Consider the following 20206-nt stretch of genomic DNA (forward strand, 5'->3'; position numbering starts at 1 on the left):
ATAATATGAGAAAAAAGTCAAAACACTTTTTAAAATTTTTAGTTTCTAGTATGGTAGTAGTATTTTTAGTGAATTTCTTTTTACCAGTAGTAAATGTGTTAGCAGAAACTAAAAAATCAGTAAATATTATTACAAATAGTGAGTACAGTGATAGTAATAATGATGGCACACCAGAGGAATGGAATTATTATGCAAAAGGAGGGAATTACATATCTTCTACTGTGACTAACATAATTAAAGACAAGCCTAGTAGCTTATTAGTACATATTACAAATCAAGATAAAAATAATGTTATTGTTCATCAAACTGTAAAATTAACGCAAGATCTATTAGATAAAAAGTATACGTTTTCTCAATGGGTTAAAACAGAAAATTTAAAAGGTGGTACAGCAAATGTTAGATTACAAATAGTAAATAAAAGTAATCAGAAAATTGACATATTAGATTTAAATCCTAAGTTAACAGAAACAACAGATTGGACTAAATTAGAGACTTACATAGATATTCCAAAGGAGTTAAATGGAGAAGAGGTTTATGGTTTAAAAATTGAAAATTATATATCAGCTAATACTACAGGTAAAGTATATTTTAACGATCCTGTATTAAAGGCTATAGGTGATATAAGTATTACACAACCAAATAATCCTGTAAATCCAGTTGATAGTTTAGTTAAAAATGGAGGATATGAAAAAATAAAGAGTGATGGAGTACCAGAATCTTGGGGAGTGTGGAAAAGCACTGGAGGATTATTAGTTTCATCAGATAATAGCATTTTAAAAGAAGGTAATTCTTCTGTAAAAATAGAAAATGAAACTTTAGGAAAAAACTCAAGGGGTACATTAAATCAAATAATTAAAAATATTCCAGCAGATATGCAAAAACAATCAATTAAAATTTCTCAATGGATCAAAACAACAGGGTTTGAAGGTAAAGGTTTAAGTTTAAGATTACAGTATAAAGATACTAATGGAAATAAAATAGAGCCTATGGGAACTATAACTATAGATGCCGATAGGGATATGGATTGGAGAAATTTCGAATATATTATCGATTTACCAAAGGAAACATTAGGAAGCATAGTTTTTGAGTATTTATATGATGATAGTATTGGAACTGTTTGGGTTGATAATACTGTTGTTGAAAAATATATTAAGGTAAAAAGTATAGAAGCAAATCCTTCTATAATTAATTTAAATGATGGAGAAGAAAAAAGTTTAAGTTTAGAATTTAATCCAGCAAATACCACTGATAAAAATGTTACTTTTGAATCATCAGACGATTCAATTATGGCAGTTAGTGACATTGGTAATATTAGAGGAGTAAATAAAGGAGTAGCTAAATTAGTAATTACTCAAAAGAGTGAAAAAATTAAATTGGAAATACCAGTAATTGTTGGAGATACATCAGAAATTAGCATTGATAATATAAATGATATAAATATAAAAGAAGGACAAGTTGCAAGTGGTAAAATAAAAGCAAAATCTGTAAATGGAGAAATGCTTACGTATAAAGTATTAGCAAATCCATCAAATGGATCTATTAATTTAAAAGATACAGGAGAATTTGATTATTATCCAAATAAAAATTTTTATGGTAAGGATAGCTTTAGTATAGCAGTTAAAGATGAAAGTGGTAATTATGCTTTAGATCAAATAAATGTTAATATAGATAAAATAGATAAGAGTCCTGTATTTGAAAACTTTATCATAAAGACTAATGAAAACGTTAATATTAATGGGGCATTAAATGCAATAGATCCTGAGGGTAGTTCCCTAACTTTTAAAATATTAAAATCAACTGCAAATGGACAATTTAATATTTCAAATGGAGTTTATGTATATAAACCTAATAATAATTTTAATGGATACGATTACATAACTATTATAGCAAGTGATAATTCTGGAAATGAAACAACAGCAGAAGGAACAATATTTGTTTCACCTTCAATTAACAATATAAAAGCAACTGTTAAAACTGAACATCCTAGGATTTTAGCTAATCAATCTGATTTTAATAGAATAAAAAAATTAATAAATACAGATGTAAATGCTAAAGAATGGTATGGAGAATTAAAATCTAGAATAGATAAAATTATTAATGAACCAGTAGTTCCATATAATAAACCAGATGGAGTAAGATTAAATACTTTGGCATCGAAATATATAGTTGATTTATCATTTATGTATAAAATTACAGGGGATACAAAGTATGCAGATAGAGCTTGGAGTGAACTTGAAAATGTTGCAATCAACTATCCAGATTGGAGCCATAAACATTTATTAGATACAGCTATGACATCTAATGGTGTAGCTATAGGTTATGATTGGTTATATGATTATTTAAATGATTCTCAAAAGAAGAGTATAGAAGATGCAATAGTTAATAAGGCTCTAAATATTGCATTAGATCATTATAAAAAAAATGACCATCGTTTTGTTGAAGATGGATTTAATTGGAATTTTGTGTGTAATACAGGATTTTCTACTTCAGCTTTAGCAATAATGGGAGGGAATAGCACAGATCTTGCATCACAAATAATACAAGAAGCATTTAAGTCAATACAACATGGGCTTCCACAATATGCACCAGAAGGTGATTCCATTGAGGGAATTTCATATTGGGATTATGGAACTAGATATCTTGTATATTTCTTATCAGCTGTAAGCTCAGCTATTAACAGTAATAATTTATTTATAAATGCACCAGGAATAAAAGAAACAGCTGAATATCCTATGTTTATGACAGGGAAAGCAGGAACATATAATTATTCAGATAATGATTTAGTAAATCCTGTTGGATATTTAAATTTATGGTTTGCAAAGGAATTAAATAGACCAGAATTAACTTGGTATCATAAATTTTATATGGATCAAGTAGATTCAATAGTTAATGTATATGATTTATTATGGTATGATCCAAACTTATATAAAGGTGATGCCCCTAAGGAATTAGACAAAATGTATAAAAATCAATCTGTAATAACAATGAGAAAAGATTGGGGTAATAAAGAAAGTAGTTTCTTAGGTTTTAAAGGTGGATTAAATGGAGCACCACATGGGGATTTAGATATAGGTAGCTTTGTATACGATTCACTAGGTGTAAGATGGGCAATGGATTTAGGTAAGGAAAATTATAATTTACAAGGATATTGGGAAAATACCGAAAATGGTAAGAGATGGTCATACTATAGAAAAAATGCAGAAGGTCATAATACTTTAGTAATAAATCCTTCAAAAGAGATAAATCAAGTAGTTCCAGCATATTCAGAAGTAATTGATAAAAAACTTAATGGAAAAGATGGAGGATATGGTGTATTAGATTTAACTTCAGCATATGAAAATTATGCAGTAAAGGTAAATAGAGGATTTAATTTTATAAATAGAAATGAGCTATTAATGAGAGATGAGTTCTTATTAAAACGAGAAGGCGAAGTTATTTGGCAAATGCATACAAAGGCAGATGCTGATATTGTTGAAAATGGTAAAGCTGTTATATTAAAAGATGGAGACAATAGATTATATGTTAAACTTCTTACAAAAGGAAATTTAGAGTTTGAAGTAGTAGAGGCTAAACCTTATAAAGAGTCAATAAATCCATCAGGACAAAATCAAAATACAGGAATAAAAAAAATTATAGTAAAATCTAAGAGAAAAGAAGGAGCGATAGATGTTTGGATGGCTCCATTTAAAGATGGCGATAGAACTCCTAATAATGCTCCTGAAGTAAAGAAATTAGCTGATTGGGGAGAATATTATTCAAATTAAGAGATTGTTAAAATGAAATGTAATAATGTTTTAAGTTACTTTGAGCTAGGATAAATAATAAATTATAATAACATAAAATAGCATAATCTATTCAATTCTATCATATAACTATATAGATAATAATGGAAATGGTGGGATTAGAAAATGGGATGGCAAGAAAGAGTTAATGAGCAAAAAGAAAAGATATTAAAAAATATAGAATATGGAAAAAGCATAGGAGTAAATAAAATATCAGCTATATTTATGCTAGAAGATGCTGAGAAAGACAAAATTGAAAAGGAACTTATTACATGGCTTATATTAGATGGATATAGAGTTGAACTTAAACAAGACGAAGTTAAAATATTAATAATAGAATGGAATAATTAATAATGGGAAATCCACAGCTTAAATGCTGTGGATTTTCTATTTATTTTAGTTTAGTATTAAATTTATAAATTTGTTTATAATTTATAATATAAAAGTATTTAAGTGGTGATTAATATGATATTAAATAAAGAATTTTATAAAAGAAATGCTCTTGAAGTTGCAAAAGATCTTTTAGGAAAAGTACTAGTAAGGAAAATTGACGGTATAGAAATAAGAGGTAGAATAGTTGAAACAGAGGCATATATTGGAGCTATAGACAAAGCAAGCCATGCATATAACGGTAGGAGAACAGAAAGAACCGAACCTTTATATGAAGAGGGAGGAATAGCATATGTATATTTTATATATGGATTATATCATTGTTTTAACGTAATTTCAGGTGAAAAAGACATTGCAGAGGGAGTTTTAATTAGAGCTATTGAGCCATTAGATAATTTAGAATATTTATCTAATACTAGGTTTAAAAAAGACTATAAAAGTTTAAGTAGAAGTCAAAAGAAAGCTTTAACTAATGGACCATCGAAGCTTTGTATGGCTTTAAATATAACTAAAGCTGAAAATTATAAAAAGTTATATTTAGATGGAGGATTATACATAGAAAATTCTAGTTATAATAATTTTGATATAGTAGAAACAAAGAGGGTAGGGATTGATTATGCAGAGGAGGCAGTAGATTTTTTGTGGAGATTTTACATTAAAGATAATCCTTATGTATCAGTAAAGTAGTTTATGGGAAATATAGCTATGTATATTTGGATAGCAATAATAAAAAACTATTATAAAATTTAAATATTAAGGAGGATAAACCATGAAAATAAAAAGACTAATTTTAGGTTTTTTACTTTTTATGATTATAGGGGTAGTACCAGTATATGCAAAACCACCTAGATCCCCAGTAATGATAGGAGAAATTATTGAAGTTCAAAAAGCTGAAGGGGAAAATATTATTAAAATATTAGTAGATGGATATCTAAAAGGAGGTGAAATTCTAAAAGAACAAGTATTAGTTTTGATAAATGAAGAAACTGTAGTTATGGATTCATCTAATGATACTAAGGAAAAGATTGAGTTTGAAAAAGGGGATAAAGTTTATGTTAGGCTAAATGATGCCATGACTAAATCCATACCTCCACAAGCAACAGCTAAAAGAGTATATATTTCAAAAAAATAAGCAATATTAGGAACATTTTGAGATTAAATTTTCTTTATCGCAAAATGTTCTTTTTATTTTTATAGAATAAACCTGTAAAATATAGTAAAATATTACTAAATATAAAAATATAGGAGGAAGATTTCTTGATAGTAATAATAAATGGTGCTTTTGGAGTAGGAAAAACATCAGTTGCTAAGAGACTAGTTAAAAATATTCCTAATAGTATGATGTATAATCCGGAAGAAATAGGCTTTATGTTAAGAAATATTATACCAGACGAAATAATAAATTATGAGGAAAAAGCTGAAAGCTTTCAAGATTTGGATTTATGGAAAAAACTTGTGATTAATATAGCAAAAGAGCTTATTAATAAATATAAAAAAAATTTAATAATACCTATTACATTAAGAAATCATAAATATTTTAATCATATATATCACGGATTATCTTTAATTGATAGTGAAGTATATCATTTTTGTTTAACAGCATCAATAGAAACTATTCATAAAAGGCTATTAAAAAGAGGAGATAAACCTGGAACAAGGTGTTTTAATGAAACTCTTAATTGTGTGGAAGCGTTTAAACATATAGAATTTAAAGAGCATATAGATACGGAAAATTTAAATTTAGATAATGTAGAAGACATAATATTAGAGAAAATTAAAAAATTAAGAAATAGTCTTATTAGGTCAGAATATTTGTCAAAAAGGGAATATTCAATAAAGGCTAAAAATGTGGATTTAAAGTTATTAAATTCATCACATCAATCTGTTACTCATATATATAAAAAGAAACCTTATTATGAAATAAATTTACAGACACATCCATTAATTATACAACAAGAGTTGGATATTTATGATTTGAGTAAATATATTGTAAACCTAAGAATTAAAGATATAGATAGTGAGAAATTAAATAGATTAGTTAATAGTTTAAGTTTTTTTGAAAAAGAAAAATATAAGATGATAGAGAAAGTATTAAACTATACAAGAACAATGAATTTTAGTAAAAAAGTGGCAGAAGAAATGTTTAATTCTAAAGATAATAAAAATGACATTAAATCAGTGTTAAAAGATGAAGATAATTGTATTCAAAGTACTAACATATTTATAGCTATAGTTAGGCGTCTTAATATTCCAGCAAAATTTATTTTAGGTAAAATTTCTAATGATTGTTATCATACTTGGGCAGAAATATTTATAGAAAAGGTAGGATGGATTCCAGTAGAAACACAAATTTGTATACCTATAGATGTTAATAAAGGATACTTTGGAATAACTAACAAGCATATAAAAATATGTGAAGGAGTAAATTTTGAAGACATTAGTAAAAAACATTTTAAATTTGATTTTGAAATAAAGGGTATTAAATAAACTTTAAAAAATAATAGTTAGGATGTATAATTAAAAATGAAAATGTATATCATTAAATATTAAATTTCATCTAAATTATTTAATAAAGTAAAGTATATTTATTTAAAGGAGCGGTATAAAATATGAGAACAGTAATTATTACGGACTCTTGTTGTGATTTACCAATAAAGTTTGTTGAAGAAAATAATATAGAGGTTTTACCTATAAGAATAAATTTAAAGGGGCAAGATATACCAGATGACTTAGGTCAAACTATGAAACCTAAAGAATTTTATGAAATGATAAGAACAGGAGAGTTACCTACAACGTCACAAATAAATTCTTATGTTTTTAAAGAAGCATTTAAAAAGCATATTGATAATGGTGATTCTGTTATATATCTTGGTTTTTCATCTGCATTAAGTGGATGTGTAAATAGTGCTAAATTAGCAAAAGAAATGTTGGAGGAAGAAATAGGAGATGTTGACATAAGTATAGTAGATTCTAAAAGTGCTTCTTTAGGATTAGGACTTTTGGTATATACTTTATGGAATTTAATTAATAGTGGATTAAGTAAAGATGAAGCTGTTAAGTGGATAGAAGATAACAAGCTTAAAGTGAATCATTGGTTTACAGTAAATGATTTAAATCATTTAAAGCGAGGGGGAAGAGTATCAGCAGCAGCAGCAACACTTGGAACCATGTTAAATATAAAGCCTATTTTACATGTTGATAATGAGGGAAGATTAATTCCAGTTTTAAAGGTAAAGGGAAGAAAAAAATCATTAAAAACATTAGCAGAAAAATTAAATGAGAATATTGTTAATTCCGAAGAGCAAGTTATCTTTATAAGCCATGGAGATTGCGAAGATGAGGCTATTCATTTGAAGGATATTATTTTAAGTAATAAAAAAGTAAAAGATGTAATTATAAATAATATTGGACCTGCTGTTGGATCTCATTCAGGACCAGGAACAGTTGCTTTATTTTTTATAGGAGAAAGTAGATAAAAATAATAGCTATATAAATACTTCTAGGAATAATCTTATTTGACAAGTAGTAGAATAGTTTTTATCCTATTCTTAGGAGCGTGAATATTATGAGTAAAGTGGAAGAGAAAAAGAGAAAAAAAGAGGAAATTTTATTTAATACAGCTTTCAATTTATTTTCAACTAAAGGTATAAATAATACCGCTATAAGCGATATTGTAAAATCAGCAGGAGTAGCTAAAGGAACTTTTTATTTATATTTCAAGGATAAGTATGATATAAGAGATAAATTAATTACTAATAAAACAGGAGAGCTTTTTGAAAGAGCAATTTTAAGCTTAAAAAGTAAAAATATAACTCAGTTTGATGAGCAAGTAATTTTTGTAATCAATTATGTAATAGATGAACTAAATAAAGATAAGCTTCTTTTAAGAATGATTGCTCGTAACTTATCTTGGGGAATATATAAAAAGGCATTGGATAGATCAAGACAAGGTAATGCTTATAGTTATTATGATTTATTTATGGAAAATGCTAATGAGAAAAGTATTAAATTTAAAAATCCAGAAGTTCTTTTATTTACTATTATAGAAATGGTTGGCTCAACTTGTTATAGCTCAATACTTTATGGACAACCAGTGGGGATAGAGGAGTTTAAACCACATCTTTATGAAAGTATTTTAGCTATCTTAGCTGCAGGAAGAGCTTAACTTTATTATTTAAAACATAATATTAATTAATATAAAGTCAATGGAAATTAATGTTTTAACCATTAATATTCATTGACTTTTTAATTTTATATATTAAAAAAAGAATAATTCAGGAATATATTCCATATAAAAATATAAAAGGAAATATTGACCAATGGTCATAAATGTGTTAAGGTAAAAATATACAAATGACCAACAGTCAATTTTGAGAGAGGTGAAGGACATGTACAAGTTTGGTAAATTTATAGGTAAAAACAGAATAATAGTGCTTATAATAGCAATTCTATTAACTATTCCATCTATATTTGGAATGGTAGCTACAAAAACAAATTACGATATGTTGACATACTTACCTAAAGATTTGGAATCAGTAAAAGGTCAAGAAGTAATTAGTGATTCTTTTGGATCATCAGAAATAGCTATGCTGGTTTTAGAAGATGTTAGGGATTATGAAGTTTCAGATATTGTAAAAGAGGTAAAGGAGGTTGATGGTGTAGATTCCGTAATATGGTTAAGGGATATAGTTGACTTAGAAATACCTAAAGAGATGCTACCAAAAGAAATTTCAGATATGGTATATAGAGATGAATGTACTTTAGTACCAATAAATCTTTCAGAATCTTCAGCTGATGATAAAACTTTAAAGGCTATAGAGGAAATTAGAAATATAGCAGAAAATCATACAGGAAAATATCATTTAAGTGGTATAGCACCATTGCTTAAAGACATGATTAAGGTTGCAGATCATGAAAGAGGGTTTTATGTGCTATTAGCAGTAGTTTTAGCGGTAATAGTACTTATTTTAACATCAACTTCATTTATAATTCCAATATTATTTTTATTAGGTATTGGATTTGCAGTTCTTTATAATATGGGAACAAATTACTTTTTAGGAGAGATATCATATATAACAAAAGCTATTGCAGCAGTTCTTCAATTAGGAGTTACAATGGATTTCTCCATTTTCTTATATCATAGATATGAAGAGGAAAGAGAAAAGAAAGTTGAAAAAATTGAAGCTATGGCAGTGGCAATTTCTAATACAGCAAGTTCAGTTTCAGGAGCAGCCCTTACAACAATTGCTGGATTTTTAGCTTTGGCATTTATGAAACTTGGTTTAGGTAAAGATATAGGAATAGTAATGGCCAAGGGAGTTTTTCTCGGAATTATATCAACAATTACAATACTACCATCATTAATATTAGTGTCAGATTCAATTATAAACAAATTTAATCATAAAGATATAATGCCGAAATTTAATAAACTTGCAAAGTTAGTAACTAAAAAACCAGCATTATTTATAATAATAGCAGTAATAATATCTGTACCGGCTATTTATGGACAACAACATACTGAAGTTTATTACAATGTGGATAGAGGATTACCTCAAGATATGGAATCTATAGATGCTTTAAATCATTTAAAAGAAACCTATGATATGCAAACAACTGATTTTATAGGATTTAGTGATGATTTATCAATTAACGAAGTTAATGAAATGGTAAATAGAATAGAAAAATTAGATGGAATAGAATCAGTGTTAGCATATCCAAAGATGATAGGACCAATGATTCCAACAACAACTATTCCAGAAGAATATAAAAAAATATTTTTTGGTAATGGATATCAACGTATTTTGGTAAACTCATCATATTCAAATGCATCAGATGAAGTTTCAAATCAACTTCAAGAGATAAATGACATTGTTAAAGAATATGATGATAATGCTTTTGTAACAGGAGAAGCACAACTAACAAAAGATTTAATTACAATATCAGATATAGATTTTAAAAATGTAAATCTAATATCAATATTAGTAGTATTTTTAATAATAGCCATTGTATTAAAATCTATAACATTACCTATTATATTAGTTGCATCTATACAGCTTGCTATATTTATAAATATGGGAATACCAACATATACACATACAGTAATTCCTTTTGTTTCTTCAATTGTAATTGGATGTATTCAGTTAGGTTCTACTGTTGATTATGCAATATTACTTACAACTAGATTTAAAGAAGAGTTACTATATACATCTGATAAAAGAAAGGCAATGGAAATAGCACTTTCATCTTCAGGAAAATCAATAGTGACAAGTGCAGCATCATTTTTTGCAGCAACCATAGGGGTTGTCTTTATATCTAAAATAGATTTAATTAGTTCTTTAACATCTATGATGGCAAGAGGCGCAATAATAAGTATGTTAGTTATATTATTTATTTTGCCATCTATATTACTTGTTTTAGAACCTATTATAAATAAAACTACTCATAATTGGAAAAAGACTAATAGTATTGAGGAAGCGAGGTAATTAAAATGAGAAATAGAAATAAAAGAATAATATGTGTAAGCGCATTAGCGTTAACAACATCTTTAGTTTTAAATACAACAGCAACTTTTGCAGGAACTAAAAATGAAGTTGTATTTGTATCAATGGGATCTAATGGAGAGGCTAAAAATATAACAGTAAGTAATCATATTGAAGTAGATGGAAGTAAGGAAATAAAAGATAAGAGCTTACTTAAAGATATTACAAACTTAAAAGGAGAGGAAAAACCAGAGAAAAATGGTGATTCTTTAATATGGAAAACAAATGGTAATGATGTATATTATCAAGGAACTATAAAAAAAGATTTGCCTGTAGACACATCTATAAAATATTATCTAAATGATAAAGAGATTGAAGCTAATGATTTAGCAGGAAAAAGCGGGAAATTAAAAATTAAAATAAGTCAAAGAAATAATATTTCAGAAGTTAAAGATATAAAAGGAGAAAATAGAAGAATATATACACCTTTTTATTCATTAGTTGCATTACCCTTGGAGACAGATAAGATAAAAAATATAAAGATAAGTGATGCCGGAAAAATAATTGGTGATGGAAAAAGAGAAGTTATATTTGCTGTTTTATTACCTGGTATGAAAGAAAACTTAAAGGATATTGATAATGTGGATGCCTATGATTCATTAGAAATAGAAGGAGATATAGATGAGTTTGAAATGCAATCAATTTATATAACAACATCTTCGAAGCTTCCAGATACTAAAGAAATAGATGGATTAAATGATTTGAGTAATATGACATCAGATTTAGATAATTTAGTAGATGCTAGTAAAAAGTTAGTAAGTGGATCAGATAAACTAGCAGATGGAGTAACCACTTATTCAGAAAAAATGAAAGAGTATCAAGGTGGAATAAATACATTTATGAGTGGAGTTACAACAGTTATGGGAAGCTTAGAAAAGGCATCAGATGGAGTAAATAAATTACATGACGGGACTAACTCTTTATCACAAAATACAGAAATATTTGTGAGTAAAGGTAATCAGTTAATTGAAGGTGCACAAGGACAAGCAGAAGCAATAAGTAAAATAAATGAAGCTTTAGCTTCTATTACTGCCACACTTCCAGAAAGTCAACAAAAGCAAATGCTTTTAGGGCTACAGGGAAAAGTTACAGAGTTATCTAATGGATCTAATGCTTATGTTCAAGGAATAACAGGATATGTTGAAGCGGCTGGAAAACTACAAGAAGGAATAACTATGGTAAACGGTGGAGTTAATCAGCTTTATGAAGGTTTTTCAGGAGTTAAAAATGGTAAAGAACAGTTAAATGAAGGCAAGAGTAAATTAGAAGAATCTACAAATAAATTAGTTGAAGCATCAGGGGAACTAAAAAAAGGAGCTAATACATTATCAGATGGTATGACTAAATTTAATAACGAAGGGATAATGAAATTATATAATACTGTAAATGAAAAGATAAATGAAGTTAAAAAAATAGAAGATATAGAAAAAGAAGTAACCGGAATGGCTAAAGAATATAATAATTTTAGTGGAAATGATTCTGAAAATATTAGTAAAGTTTCTTTTGTATGTAAAACAGAAGAAATTAAAAAAATTAATGATAAAAAGGAAGAAAAAAAATTAGAGATTAGAGCTAAAGATAATAAAGAGAATATTAGTATAAAACCATTAAAGCAATCATTAGCAGAAGTAGTTTTAAGCATTTTTCATAAATAATTTTAAATAGGGAATAATAGGGGATAACTTTTAAGTTATCTCCTATTTTTTAAATGTACAGGAAAGTATAAAAATTTTGAAGGCTGAAAATTAGATATTATCTAGCTTTTAGCCTTCAAATATGTTAGATTAATTATAAATTAGAGGTTTAACAGATGAAAAAAGGTAAGATAAAAAGAATATTAGAAGACCATTGGAAAGAGTTTGAAAAGTTATATAAAAATAAGATTAGACCTAATGTTAAAAAGGAAGTAGAAAAAGTTTTAAAGTGTAAAGATACAAAGTATGGATTTATTGAATTGAAGTGTAATAATTGTAATACTACAAAGAGAATCGGATTTACATGTAAAAGTAGATTTTGTACTTCATGTGGAAAGATTTATACGGATAATTGGATTGATAATATGTTGGGAAATTTAATAAATGTTAGGCATAGACATATAGTTTTTACTATACCAAAAGAATTAAGAGAATTCTTTGGACTGGATAGACAAAGACTTAAGATATTGCCGAAGTGCGCAGCGAGAGCTGTTACGAGTTGGATGCATAGTTTAAATAGAAAGGAGGAATTCACACCAGGTATAGTAACTGTAATACATACATTTGGAAGAGATTTAAAGTGGAATCCTCATGTACATATGATGGTTACAGAAGGAGGGAGAGGAAATATAACAGAATGGAGGCATATAAGGCACATATCTTATGAATCATTAAGAAAAAGATGGCAAAAGGTTTTGTTAGATGAAATAACTTATATAAATGGAAATACAAAAGAAATTAAATTACTAAAAAATAAACTATATAAAGAGAAAGATAAAGGTTTTTATGTTCATGCTAAAACTGAGATAAAATCAGCGAAGACAGCAGCAAAATATGTAGGGAGATATGTGGGACGTCCTGCGATAGCGGAATCAAGGATTCTTAAATATGATGGTGAAAATGTGACTTATAAATATACTAGACATGAAGATAATAAGGTCATAGTTGAAACTGTACATGTATATGAGTTCATAAAAAGAATAATAAGACATATTCCAGAGAAAAATTTTAAAATGATAAGATACTTTGGAATTTATTCTAGAAGAAGCAAAGGAAAATTTAATTTTATAAAAATGATAGATGAAAAGATATTAAGTATAAGAAGATCTATAGCAACTTGGGAGAATAGAATACTGGCAATAAGTGGTGTAAATCCGTGTAAATGTCCTAACTGTGGTAATAAAATGAGATTTCATGATATTGTATATCCTAAATATGGGTCCATGAGGGAACGGCTGAGAATTAAGATTATAGAAGAGAATGAAGAAAAATTAGAAAAGGCTATAGAAAATTATGCTATTACTAAACGTATATTAAGTGGTAAAATAATTCCGAAAACAACTTAGTTGGAGGAAGTAAGATGAAAACAGAGGAAATATTATATATTTGTACTATTTGCGGAGCTAAAGAAAATATTCCTAAAGAAGTAGTTGAATATTTTGATGAAATGGATCAAAGCAATGTTGATGAACCACCATGCTTTTCATGTGAAAAGTGCGGAGGAGTAATGAGGCCTAAAGAGTATACTGGAGTATATGGAATAAAGTATTAATTAATAGGAAAAATATAGCATAGAACAGATATCGGTTCTATGCTTCTTAAGGTACTTAAAATTAAATTCCCGAAGGGAGCGTGGCGAAAGCCACTTTTTTATTTTTGTTGTTTAAAAAAGAAAATATTTGGAAATAATATCACTAAGGAGTGATTTTATGGAAAATAAGAATAATAAAAAGAAGATAGGTATAGCAATTTCAGCTATAACAGTATTAGTAATATGTTTTTGTATAAGTTATTTTGTTACTGATTATATGAGAAATCAAGAGAAAGCTAGGATAAAAGAGGAACAAGAAGAGGAAAAAACCGTTTATAATCAATTAAGTAAAGTTGTAAAAGATAGTGCTACAGTTATATTAAAAACTGAAGATAAGATAGATACAGAAGAGCAAATGTCAGCTCTAAAAGAGCGTTTAAATTTAACTGGGGATGTAACAAAGGAAATGTTATCGGAAGTATTAGGAAAACAAGGATATAAAATAGATGAAATGTCAGATATGAAGTATATTTTTAAAAGATCAGAAGAGGACTCTAATAAGGTAGAACCTAATAAATTTTTTATAGGTGAAAAAGATGGTTTTTTAGCTGTTTATAAAAGTGATGAGAGCGGGAAGTTAGCCATAACATCAGAAAAAGATGTATTCAGAGATAAAAAGAGATTAAAGGATTTACCGGAGAGAGAGCAAAATAAAATTAAAAACTTTGAATTTATGTATGATACAAGAGAAAAAGCTATTGAAGATATAACAGAATTAATATCATAAATAAGTAGTAAGGAATAACAACTATAAATAAGGGAATAAATAAAATATACAAAAAGGCATTAGCTTTAAATTTAGGAGGTATTTTTTTATGAATGTTAGCCCTTATTATAATTATTTATTAGTTATGACAGATGGAAGTACAAAAGGCTTTAATGATTTAGAGACTGCTAAGGGTTATATAAATATTTATTATGAGGATAGAATAAAGAAAAGCTCATTAAAGAGAGATTATCATGATATAACAGAGCTTCCGGGACAATTTAGGAATAATATTTGCCAGCATATGGGTGTTGGTGAAGGTGAATGTAGAGTATATGATTTAGATGATTTTATAGAAAAACTAAGAGAACAATTAGTTTTTGATGATGAAAAGGAAGAAATAATATCTAAATTATTACAAAAAGATATAAGTTTAAACATATACGATTATTCATTAGATAATATACTAACAGATGTTAAAGTTATAAATATGATTGAACCTTATGGAGAAGTTTGATTTTATATAAAGCCTAATAAATATAAGAATTTAAAAGGATAGAAATTATAAATTTTCTATCCTTTTTTATGTTATAATCGTAACCTATTTAATTATACTGTGGTGTTGAATTATTTAGCCTATAGTGATAAAGTATAAGTTAGGTTTATTGTAAATGTGGAGGGGTTTAGTATGTATGAATATATAAAAGGTAAATATATGGGGATTAATAAAGATTATATTGTTGTTGAAAACAATGGATTAGGTTATAAAGTTTTTACATCAGGTGCTACAATGTCCTCCATGCCTAAAGTAGGAGAAGATATAATGTTATATCTTGAACAAATTGTTAGAGAAGATTTTTTAGGTCTTTATGGTTTTGATTCAAGAGAAGAACTAGAAATGTTTAAAATGTTATTAAGTATAAATGGTGTAGGAGCAAAAGCAGCTTTATCATTATTATCTATAAGCAGAATAAATAATCTAAAATATGCTATAATGATGGGTGATGATAAGCATTTATGTAGAGCACCGGGTATAGGAAAGAAAACAGCTGGAAGAATTATTCTAGAATTAAAGGATAAATTAAAACCAGATGAGTTAATTGATGATATAGAAAACGTAGAATCAATTGAAAATATAGAGAAATATAATGTAAATGTTATTAGTGAAGCATTAGGAGCTTTACTTGCTCTAGGGTATTCAGAAAAAGAAGCAGAAAGCGCCTTAAGAAAGGTTAATAAAGATGATACTGTTGAAAATATAATAAAAAGTTGTTTAAAAGTTTTAATGGGATAGAGGTGAAGTTATGGAAAGAATAATAACACCTGAAGAGATTTTAGAAGATAGTAATGGATTAAGTTTAAGACCTCAAACTATAAATGAATATATTGGTCAAGATAAAGTAAAAGAAAGACTAAATATATTTATTAAGGCTGCTAAAAATAGAGGTGAAGCATTAGATCATGTTCTTTTATATGGTCCACCAGGACTTGGGAAAACCACCCTTGCTAATATAATAGCAAAAGAAATGGGGGGAGAGCTTAAAATAACTTCAGGTCCTGCAATCGAAAGAGCTGGTGATTTAGCTGCTATATTAACTACCCTAAAAGATAATGATGTATTATTTATAGATGAAATACATAGGCTTAATAGAAATGTAGAAGAAATATTATATCCTGCTATGGAGGATTATGTTTTAGATATAGTAATTGGTAAAGGTGCAGCTGCAAAGTCTATAAGACTTGATTTACCGAAGTTTACACTTATTGGAGCGACAACTAGAATAGGAATGTTAACATCACCTCTTAGAGATAGATTTGGCGTACTTTGTGATATGGAATATTATACAGAAGAACAATTAAAAGATATAATAATAAGATCAGCATTTGTGCTTAATTGTGATATTACTGAGGAAGGCGCTTTAGAACTTGCAAGAAGATCTAGAGGAACTCCAAGAATTGCAAATAGATTATTAAAGAGAGTCAGAGATTATGCTGAAGTGTATTCTGATTCTTTAATAAGTTTTAAAGAAGCAAAGGCAGCTCTTGAACTTCTGGAGGTAGACAATAAGGGCTTTGATAGAGTAGATAATAAAATATTAGAAGCAATAATAGATAATTTTGATGGAGGCCCTGTTGGAATAGAAACATTATCCTATTTTATTGGAGAAGAGCTTGGAACAATTGAAGATGTTTATGAGCCATATTTACTTCAAACAGGATTTATAGTTAGAACAGCAAGGGGAAGAATTGCTACGGAGAAAGCTTATGAACATTTAGGAAGAAGTAAAGGGAAAAAGAAACAGAAGGATGCACAACAAACATTTTTTAAATAGATATAAATTAAGTGTACTTATGAAGTTAGGAGAGTAAATATGAAAGTTAGTGATTTTGATTTTTATCTACCAGAAGAGCTTATAGCTCAGCACCCATTAGAGAGAAGAGATTCTTCAAGATTAATGGTTTTAGATAGAAATACTGGGGATGTGGAGCATAAGCATTTTCATGATATAATTGAATATTTAAATGAAGGTGACACTATTGTTTTAAATAATACTAGAGTAATGCCTGCAAGACTTATAGGAGAAAAAGAAGGTACTGGTGGGAAAATAGAGTTTCTTCTATTAAAAAGAATAGAAGGAGATAAATGGGAGTGTTTAGCAAAACCAGGTAAAAAAGCAAAAATAGGTCAAAAATTTGTTTTTGGAAGCGGAAAGCTTAACTGTGAAGTAATAGATATAATTGAAGAAGGAAATAGAATAATTGAGTTTTCATATGAAGGAATTTTTGAGCAGGTTTTAGATGAATTAGGAGAAATGCCACTTCCACCATATATAACAGAAAGATTAGAAGATAGAGAAAGATATCAAACAGTTTATTCTAAGGAAAAGGGATCAGCAGCAGCTCCAACAGCAGGATTACATTTTACAGAAGAATTATTAAATGAAATAAAAGCTAAGGGAATTAATATAGCTTATTTAACTTTACATGTTGGACTTGGAACATTTAGACCAGTTAAGGCTGAAACTATAGATGAGCATGTAATGCATTCGGAATATTATTCATTAGATGAAAAAGATGCAGAAATAATAAATGATACTAAAATAAGAGGAAATAGAGTAATTTCAGTTGGCACAACATCAACAAGAACTTTAGAAACTATTGCAAATGAAGATGGATTAGTAAGGCCTCAAAGTGGATGGACTAACATTTTTATATATCCAGGATATAAATTTAAAGTTGTAGATAATTTAATTACAAACTTTCATTTGCCAGAATCAACATTAATAATGTTAGTATCAGCATTAGCAGGTAAAGAAAATGTTATGAATGCTTATAAAGAAGCAGTAGAGGAAAAATATAGATTCTTTTCCTTTGGTGATTCTATGTTTATAAAGTAAAGTTTACTAGAGAAAAAGGAAGTGTGAATTAGTGAGTAAAAAAAGATATACATTATTAAAAAAAGATGGAGAAGCAAGAAGAGGGAGATTTGAAACACCTCATGGAACAATAGAAACTCCAGTTTTTATGAATGTTGGAACTTGTGCAGTAATTAAAGGGGCAGTTTCAACAATGGACTTAAAGGAAATAGGATGTCAAGTTGAACTATCAAATACATATCACCTTCATTTAAGACCATCAGATAAAGTTGTTGCTAATTTAGGTGGTTTACATCAATTTATGAATTGGGATAGACCTATTCTTACAGATTCAGGTGGATTCCAAGTATTCTCATTATCAGGTATGAGAAAGATAAAAGAAGAAGGAGTATATTTTTCTTCACATATAGATGGAAGAAAAATATTTATGGGACCAGAAGAGAGTATGCAAATTCAAAGTAATCTTGCATCTACTATAGCTATGGCTTTTGATGAGTGTATTCCTAATCCATCAACTAGAGAATATGTAGAAAAGTCAGTTGCAAGAACTACAAGATGGCTTGAAAGATGTAAAAATGAAATGGATAGGCTAAATTCACTTGATAATACTATAAATAAAGAACAAATGCTTTTTGGTATAAACCAAGGTGGATGTTATGAAGATATAAGAATTGAACATGCTAAAACAATTACAAAAATGGACTTAGATGGATATGCTATTGGTGGTTTAGCAGTTGGAGAAACTCATGAAGAAATGTATAGAATAATAGAAGCGGTAGTACCACATCTTCCAGAAGATAAACCTATTTATTTAATGGGAGTTGGAACACCTGAAAATATTTTAGAAGCTGTTGACAGAGGAGTAGATTTCTTCGATTGTGTTTTACCAGCAAGAAATGGAAGACATGGGCATGTATTTACTAAAAATGGTAAGATAAATCTTATGAATGCAAAATTTGAATTAGATACAAGACCAATAGATGAAGGATGTCAATGTCCAGCATGTAAAAGTTATACAAGAGCATATATAAGACATTTATTTAAAGCGAAAGAAATGCTAGCTATGAGATTATGTGTTCTTCATAATTTATATTTTTATAATAAACTTATGGAAGAGATAAGGAATGCCATCGATGGTGAATATTTTAAGGAATTTAAAGAACAAAAGCTTAAAGAATGGAATACTAAAGCTTAAAAGTAAGATATATTATTTTGAATAGTTGACAATACTATATAAATGAAGTATATTACTTTATATGAAAAAAAGTTCATAAAAGCGTTTAGAAAGGAATGTTGAAAATGAATTTATTTATAACGTTATTACCAATTATTTTAATGTTTGGACTTATGTATTTATTACTTATATTACCTGAAAAGAAGAGAAATAAAAAGTACAATGAAATGCTTTCACAATTAGAGAAAAATGATGAAGTTATGACTAGAGGTGGAATCATTGGTAAGATAATAATTATAGAAGAAAACAATGTAATTATAGAAACTAGTGCAGAAAGAACAAAAATTAAAGTTTCTAAAACTGGAATAGCAACAAAATTAAATAAAGAAGATTAGAATATTACCCGCTGATATATCATAAGATTAATTATCAGGGGGTGATTTTATATGGATTTTAAAAGTTACTTTCGAAGTGTTTTGAAAGGTATGGTTGGAGCTTTAATTATAACTGTTTTAATTACTGCTATATTTTCTTTAATTATGACAAAGGTATCCTTTAGTGAAGGTGTTTTTAACGTCATTTATGTTGTAATTTCATGTATAGCTTTAGTTATAGGTAGTATAATTGGAGCAAAAGCACATGGTAGTAAGGGATGGATAGTAGGATTAGGAGTTGGCATTACATTTTACATAGCATTATACATAATAGGCATTATTTGTGGTGTAGAAGCTAGTCTTGCTATGTATGATTTAATAAAATTTGCTTTATGTGTTTTAATAGGAACTTTATCAGGAATGCTTGGAATAAACCTTTAAAATTATAAAAAAACTTCAACATATGTTGAGGTTTTTTTTGTTTATTAAAATTTTGTAACAATTTAGAAAATATTCCTTGGTTATTCAAAAATTTAGCAATTTATCTTGATATTAGTTGACATAAGTAATATAATTTAG

General features: G+C 27.8%; 19 protein-coding genes. All 19 read left to right on the forward strand.

Annotated features, from left to right (window positions below; genetic code table 11):
* The first annotated feature begins 5 nt into the window (after positions 1-5).
* The 19 genes from CP523_RS14130 (at position 6) to CP523_RS14220 (ending at position 20068) form a co-directional block, all read left to right on the forward strand.
* The gene (locus tag CP523_RS14130) at positions 6-3764 is read left to right on the forward strand and encodes an Ig-like domain-containing protein (protein ID WP_120140980.1); all 3759 of its coding nucleotides are present in this window, start codon (positions 6-8) and stop codon (positions 3762-3764) included.
* Positions 3765-3908: 144 nt separating this feature from the next.
* Positions 3909-4133, forward strand: coding sequence for a hypothetical protein (locus tag CP523_RS14135; protein WP_066678468.1), 225 nt, complete (start codon positions 3909-3911; stop codon positions 4131-4133).
* Between the two features lie 114 nt (positions 4134-4247).
* Positions 4248-4859, forward strand: a complete 612-nt coding sequence (locus CP523_RS14140) for a DNA-3-methyladenine glycosylase (protein WP_066678470.1) — start codon at positions 4248-4250, stop codon at positions 4857-4859.
* A gap of 82 nt (positions 4860-4941) precedes the next feature.
* On the forward strand, positions 4942-5304 hold the full coding sequence (locus CP523_RS14145; RefSeq protein ID WP_066678472.1) for a DUF3221 domain-containing protein: 363 nt from the start codon (positions 4942-4944) through the stop codon (positions 5302-5304).
* A 125-nt stretch (positions 5305-5429) separates the two neighbouring features.
* Positions 5430-6659, forward strand: a complete 1230-nt coding sequence (locus CP523_RS14150; RefSeq protein WP_120140981.1) for a transglutaminase domain-containing protein — start codon at positions 5430-5432, stop codon at positions 6657-6659.
* Positions 6660-6781: 122 nt separating this feature from the next.
* A complete protein-coding gene (locus CP523_RS14155) occupies positions 6782-7648 on the forward strand; it encodes a DegV family protein (protein WP_066678475.1) in 867 nt (288 codons plus the stop codon).
* A gap of 89 nt (positions 7649-7737) precedes the next feature.
* On the forward strand, positions 7738-8337 hold the full coding sequence (locus CP523_RS14160; RefSeq protein WP_066678477.1) for a TetR/AcrR family transcriptional regulator: 600 nt from the start codon (positions 7738-7740) through the stop codon (positions 8335-8337).
* A gap of 223 nt (positions 8338-8560) precedes the next feature.
* Positions 8561-10654, forward strand: coding sequence for an efflux RND transporter permease subunit (locus tag CP523_RS14165; RefSeq protein WP_066678479.1), 2094 nt, complete (start codon positions 8561-8563; stop codon positions 10652-10654).
* A 5-nt stretch (positions 10655-10659) separates the two neighbouring features.
* The gene (locus CP523_RS14170) at positions 10660-12366 is read left to right on the forward strand and encodes a hypothetical protein (protein ID WP_120140982.1); all 1707 of its coding nucleotides are present in this window, start codon (positions 10660-10662) and stop codon (positions 12364-12366) included.
* A gap of 155 nt (positions 12367-12521) precedes the next feature.
* Positions 12522-13751: an IS91 family transposase gene (locus tag CP523_RS14175; RefSeq protein WP_120140379.1), complete on the forward strand. Its 1230-nt coding sequence runs from the start codon at positions 12522-12524 to the stop codon at positions 13749-13751.
* A 14-nt stretch (positions 13752-13765) separates the two neighbouring features.
* Complete coding sequence (locus CP523_RS14180; RefSeq protein ID WP_066677279.1) at positions 13766-13957, forward strand: hypothetical protein; 192 nt, start codon at positions 13766-13768, stop codon at positions 13955-13957.
* 157 nt (positions 13958-14114) lie between these two features.
* Entirely contained in the window at positions 14115-14723 is a 609-nt protein-coding gene (locus CP523_RS14185) for a hypothetical protein (RefSeq protein WP_066678533.1), read from the forward strand.
* 88 nt (positions 14724-14811) lie between these two features.
* Positions 14812-15219: a hypothetical protein gene (locus CP523_RS14190; protein WP_066678531.1), complete on the forward strand. Its 408-nt coding sequence runs from the start codon at positions 14812-14814 to the stop codon at positions 15217-15219.
* A gap of 171 nt (positions 15220-15390) precedes the next feature.
* On the forward strand, positions 15391-15996 hold the full coding sequence (gene ruvA, locus CP523_RS14195) for a Holliday junction branch migration protein RuvA (protein WP_066678529.1): 606 nt from the start codon (positions 15391-15393) through the stop codon (positions 15994-15996).
* Between the two features lie 10 nt (positions 15997-16006).
* A complete protein-coding gene (gene ruvB / locus CP523_RS14200; protein WP_066678523.1) occupies positions 16007-17035 on the forward strand; it encodes a Holliday junction branch migration DNA helicase RuvB in 1029 nt (342 codons plus the stop codon).
* A 39-nt stretch (positions 17036-17074) separates the two neighbouring features.
* Complete coding sequence (gene queA / locus CP523_RS14205) at positions 17075-18100, forward strand: tRNA preQ1(34) S-adenosylmethionine ribosyltransferase-isomerase QueA (RefSeq protein WP_066678521.1); 1026 nt, start codon at positions 17075-17077, stop codon at positions 18098-18100.
* A 31-nt stretch (positions 18101-18131) separates the two neighbouring features.
* On the forward strand, positions 18132-19274 hold the full coding sequence (gene tgt, locus CP523_RS14210) for a tRNA guanosine(34) transglycosylase Tgt (protein WP_066678518.1): 1143 nt from the start codon (positions 18132-18134) through the stop codon (positions 19272-19274).
* A gap of 104 nt (positions 19275-19378) precedes the next feature.
* Complete coding sequence (gene yajC / locus CP523_RS14215) at positions 19379-19648, forward strand: preprotein translocase subunit YajC (protein WP_391489242.1); 270 nt, start codon at positions 19379-19381, stop codon at positions 19646-19648.
* 51 nt (positions 19649-19699) lie between these two features.
* Entirely contained in the window at positions 19700-20068 is a 369-nt protein-coding gene (locus CP523_RS14220; RefSeq protein ID WP_066678516.1) for a TIGR04086 family membrane protein, read from the forward strand.
* The last annotated feature ends 138 nt before the right edge of the window (positions 20069-20206 follow it).

This window comes from Clostridium septicum (assembly GCF_003606265.1).
GTDB lineage: Bacteria > Bacillota > Clostridia > Clostridiales > Clostridiaceae > Clostridium > Clostridium septicum.

Bases quoted from the DNA above. Each gene is read 5' to 3' on its own strand.
- CP523_RS14130 (WP_120140980.1), top strand. From the start codon at position 6: ATGAGAAAAAAGTCAAAACACTTTTTAAAATTTTTAGTTTCTAGTATG.
- CP523_RS14135 (WP_066678468.1), top strand. From the start codon at position 3,909: ATGGGATGGCAAGAAAGAGTTAATGAGCAAAAAGAAAAGATATTAAAA.
- CP523_RS14140 (WP_066678470.1), top strand. From the start codon at position 4,248: ATGATATTAAATAAAGAATTTTATAAAAGAAATGCTCTTGAAGTTGCA.
- CP523_RS14145 (WP_066678472.1), top strand. From the start codon at position 4,942: ATGAAAATAAAAAGACTAATTTTAGGTTTTTTACTTTTTATGATTATA.
- CP523_RS14155 (WP_066678475.1), top strand. From the start codon at position 6,782: ATGAGAACAGTAATTATTACGGACTCTTGTTGTGATTTACCAATAAAG.
- CP523_RS14160 (WP_066678477.1), top strand. From the start codon at position 7,738: ATGAGTAAAGTGGAAGAGAAAAAGAGAAAAAAAGAGGAAATTTTATTT.
- CP523_RS14165 (WP_066678479.1), top strand. From the start codon at position 8,561: ATGTACAAGTTTGGTAAATTTATAGGTAAAAACAGAATAATAGTGCTT.
- CP523_RS14170 (WP_120140982.1), top strand. From the start codon at position 10,660: ATGAGAAATAGAAATAAAAGAATAATATGTGTAAGCGCATTAGCGTTA.
- CP523_RS14175 (WP_120140379.1), top strand. From the start codon at position 12,522: ATGAAAAAAGGTAAGATAAAAAGAATATTAGAAGACCATTGGAAAGAG.
- CP523_RS14180 (WP_066677279.1), top strand. From the start codon at position 13,766: ATGAAAACAGAGGAAATATTATATATTTGTACTATTTGCGGAGCTAAA.
- CP523_RS14185 (WP_066678533.1), top strand. From the start codon at position 14,115: ATGGAAAATAAGAATAATAAAAAGAAGATAGGTATAGCAATTTCAGCT.
- CP523_RS14190 (WP_066678531.1), top strand. From the start codon at position 14,812: ATGAATGTTAGCCCTTATTATAATTATTTATTAGTTATGACAGATGGA.
- ruvA (WP_066678529.1), top strand. From the start codon at position 15,391: ATGTATGAATATATAAAAGGTAAATATATGGGGATTAATAAAGATTAT.
- ruvB (WP_066678523.1), top strand. From the start codon at position 16,007: ATGGAAAGAATAATAACACCTGAAGAGATTTTAGAAGATAGTAATGGA.
- queA (WP_066678521.1), top strand. From the start codon at position 17,075: ATGAAAGTTAGTGATTTTGATTTTTATCTACCAGAAGAGCTTATAGCT.
- yajC (WP_391489242.1), top strand. From the start codon at position 19,379: ATGAATTTATTTATAACGTTATTACCAATTATTTTAATGTTTGGACTT.
- CP523_RS14220 (WP_066678516.1), top strand. From the start codon at position 19,700: ATGGATTTTAAAAGTTACTTTCGAAGTGTTTTGAAAGGTATGGTTGGA.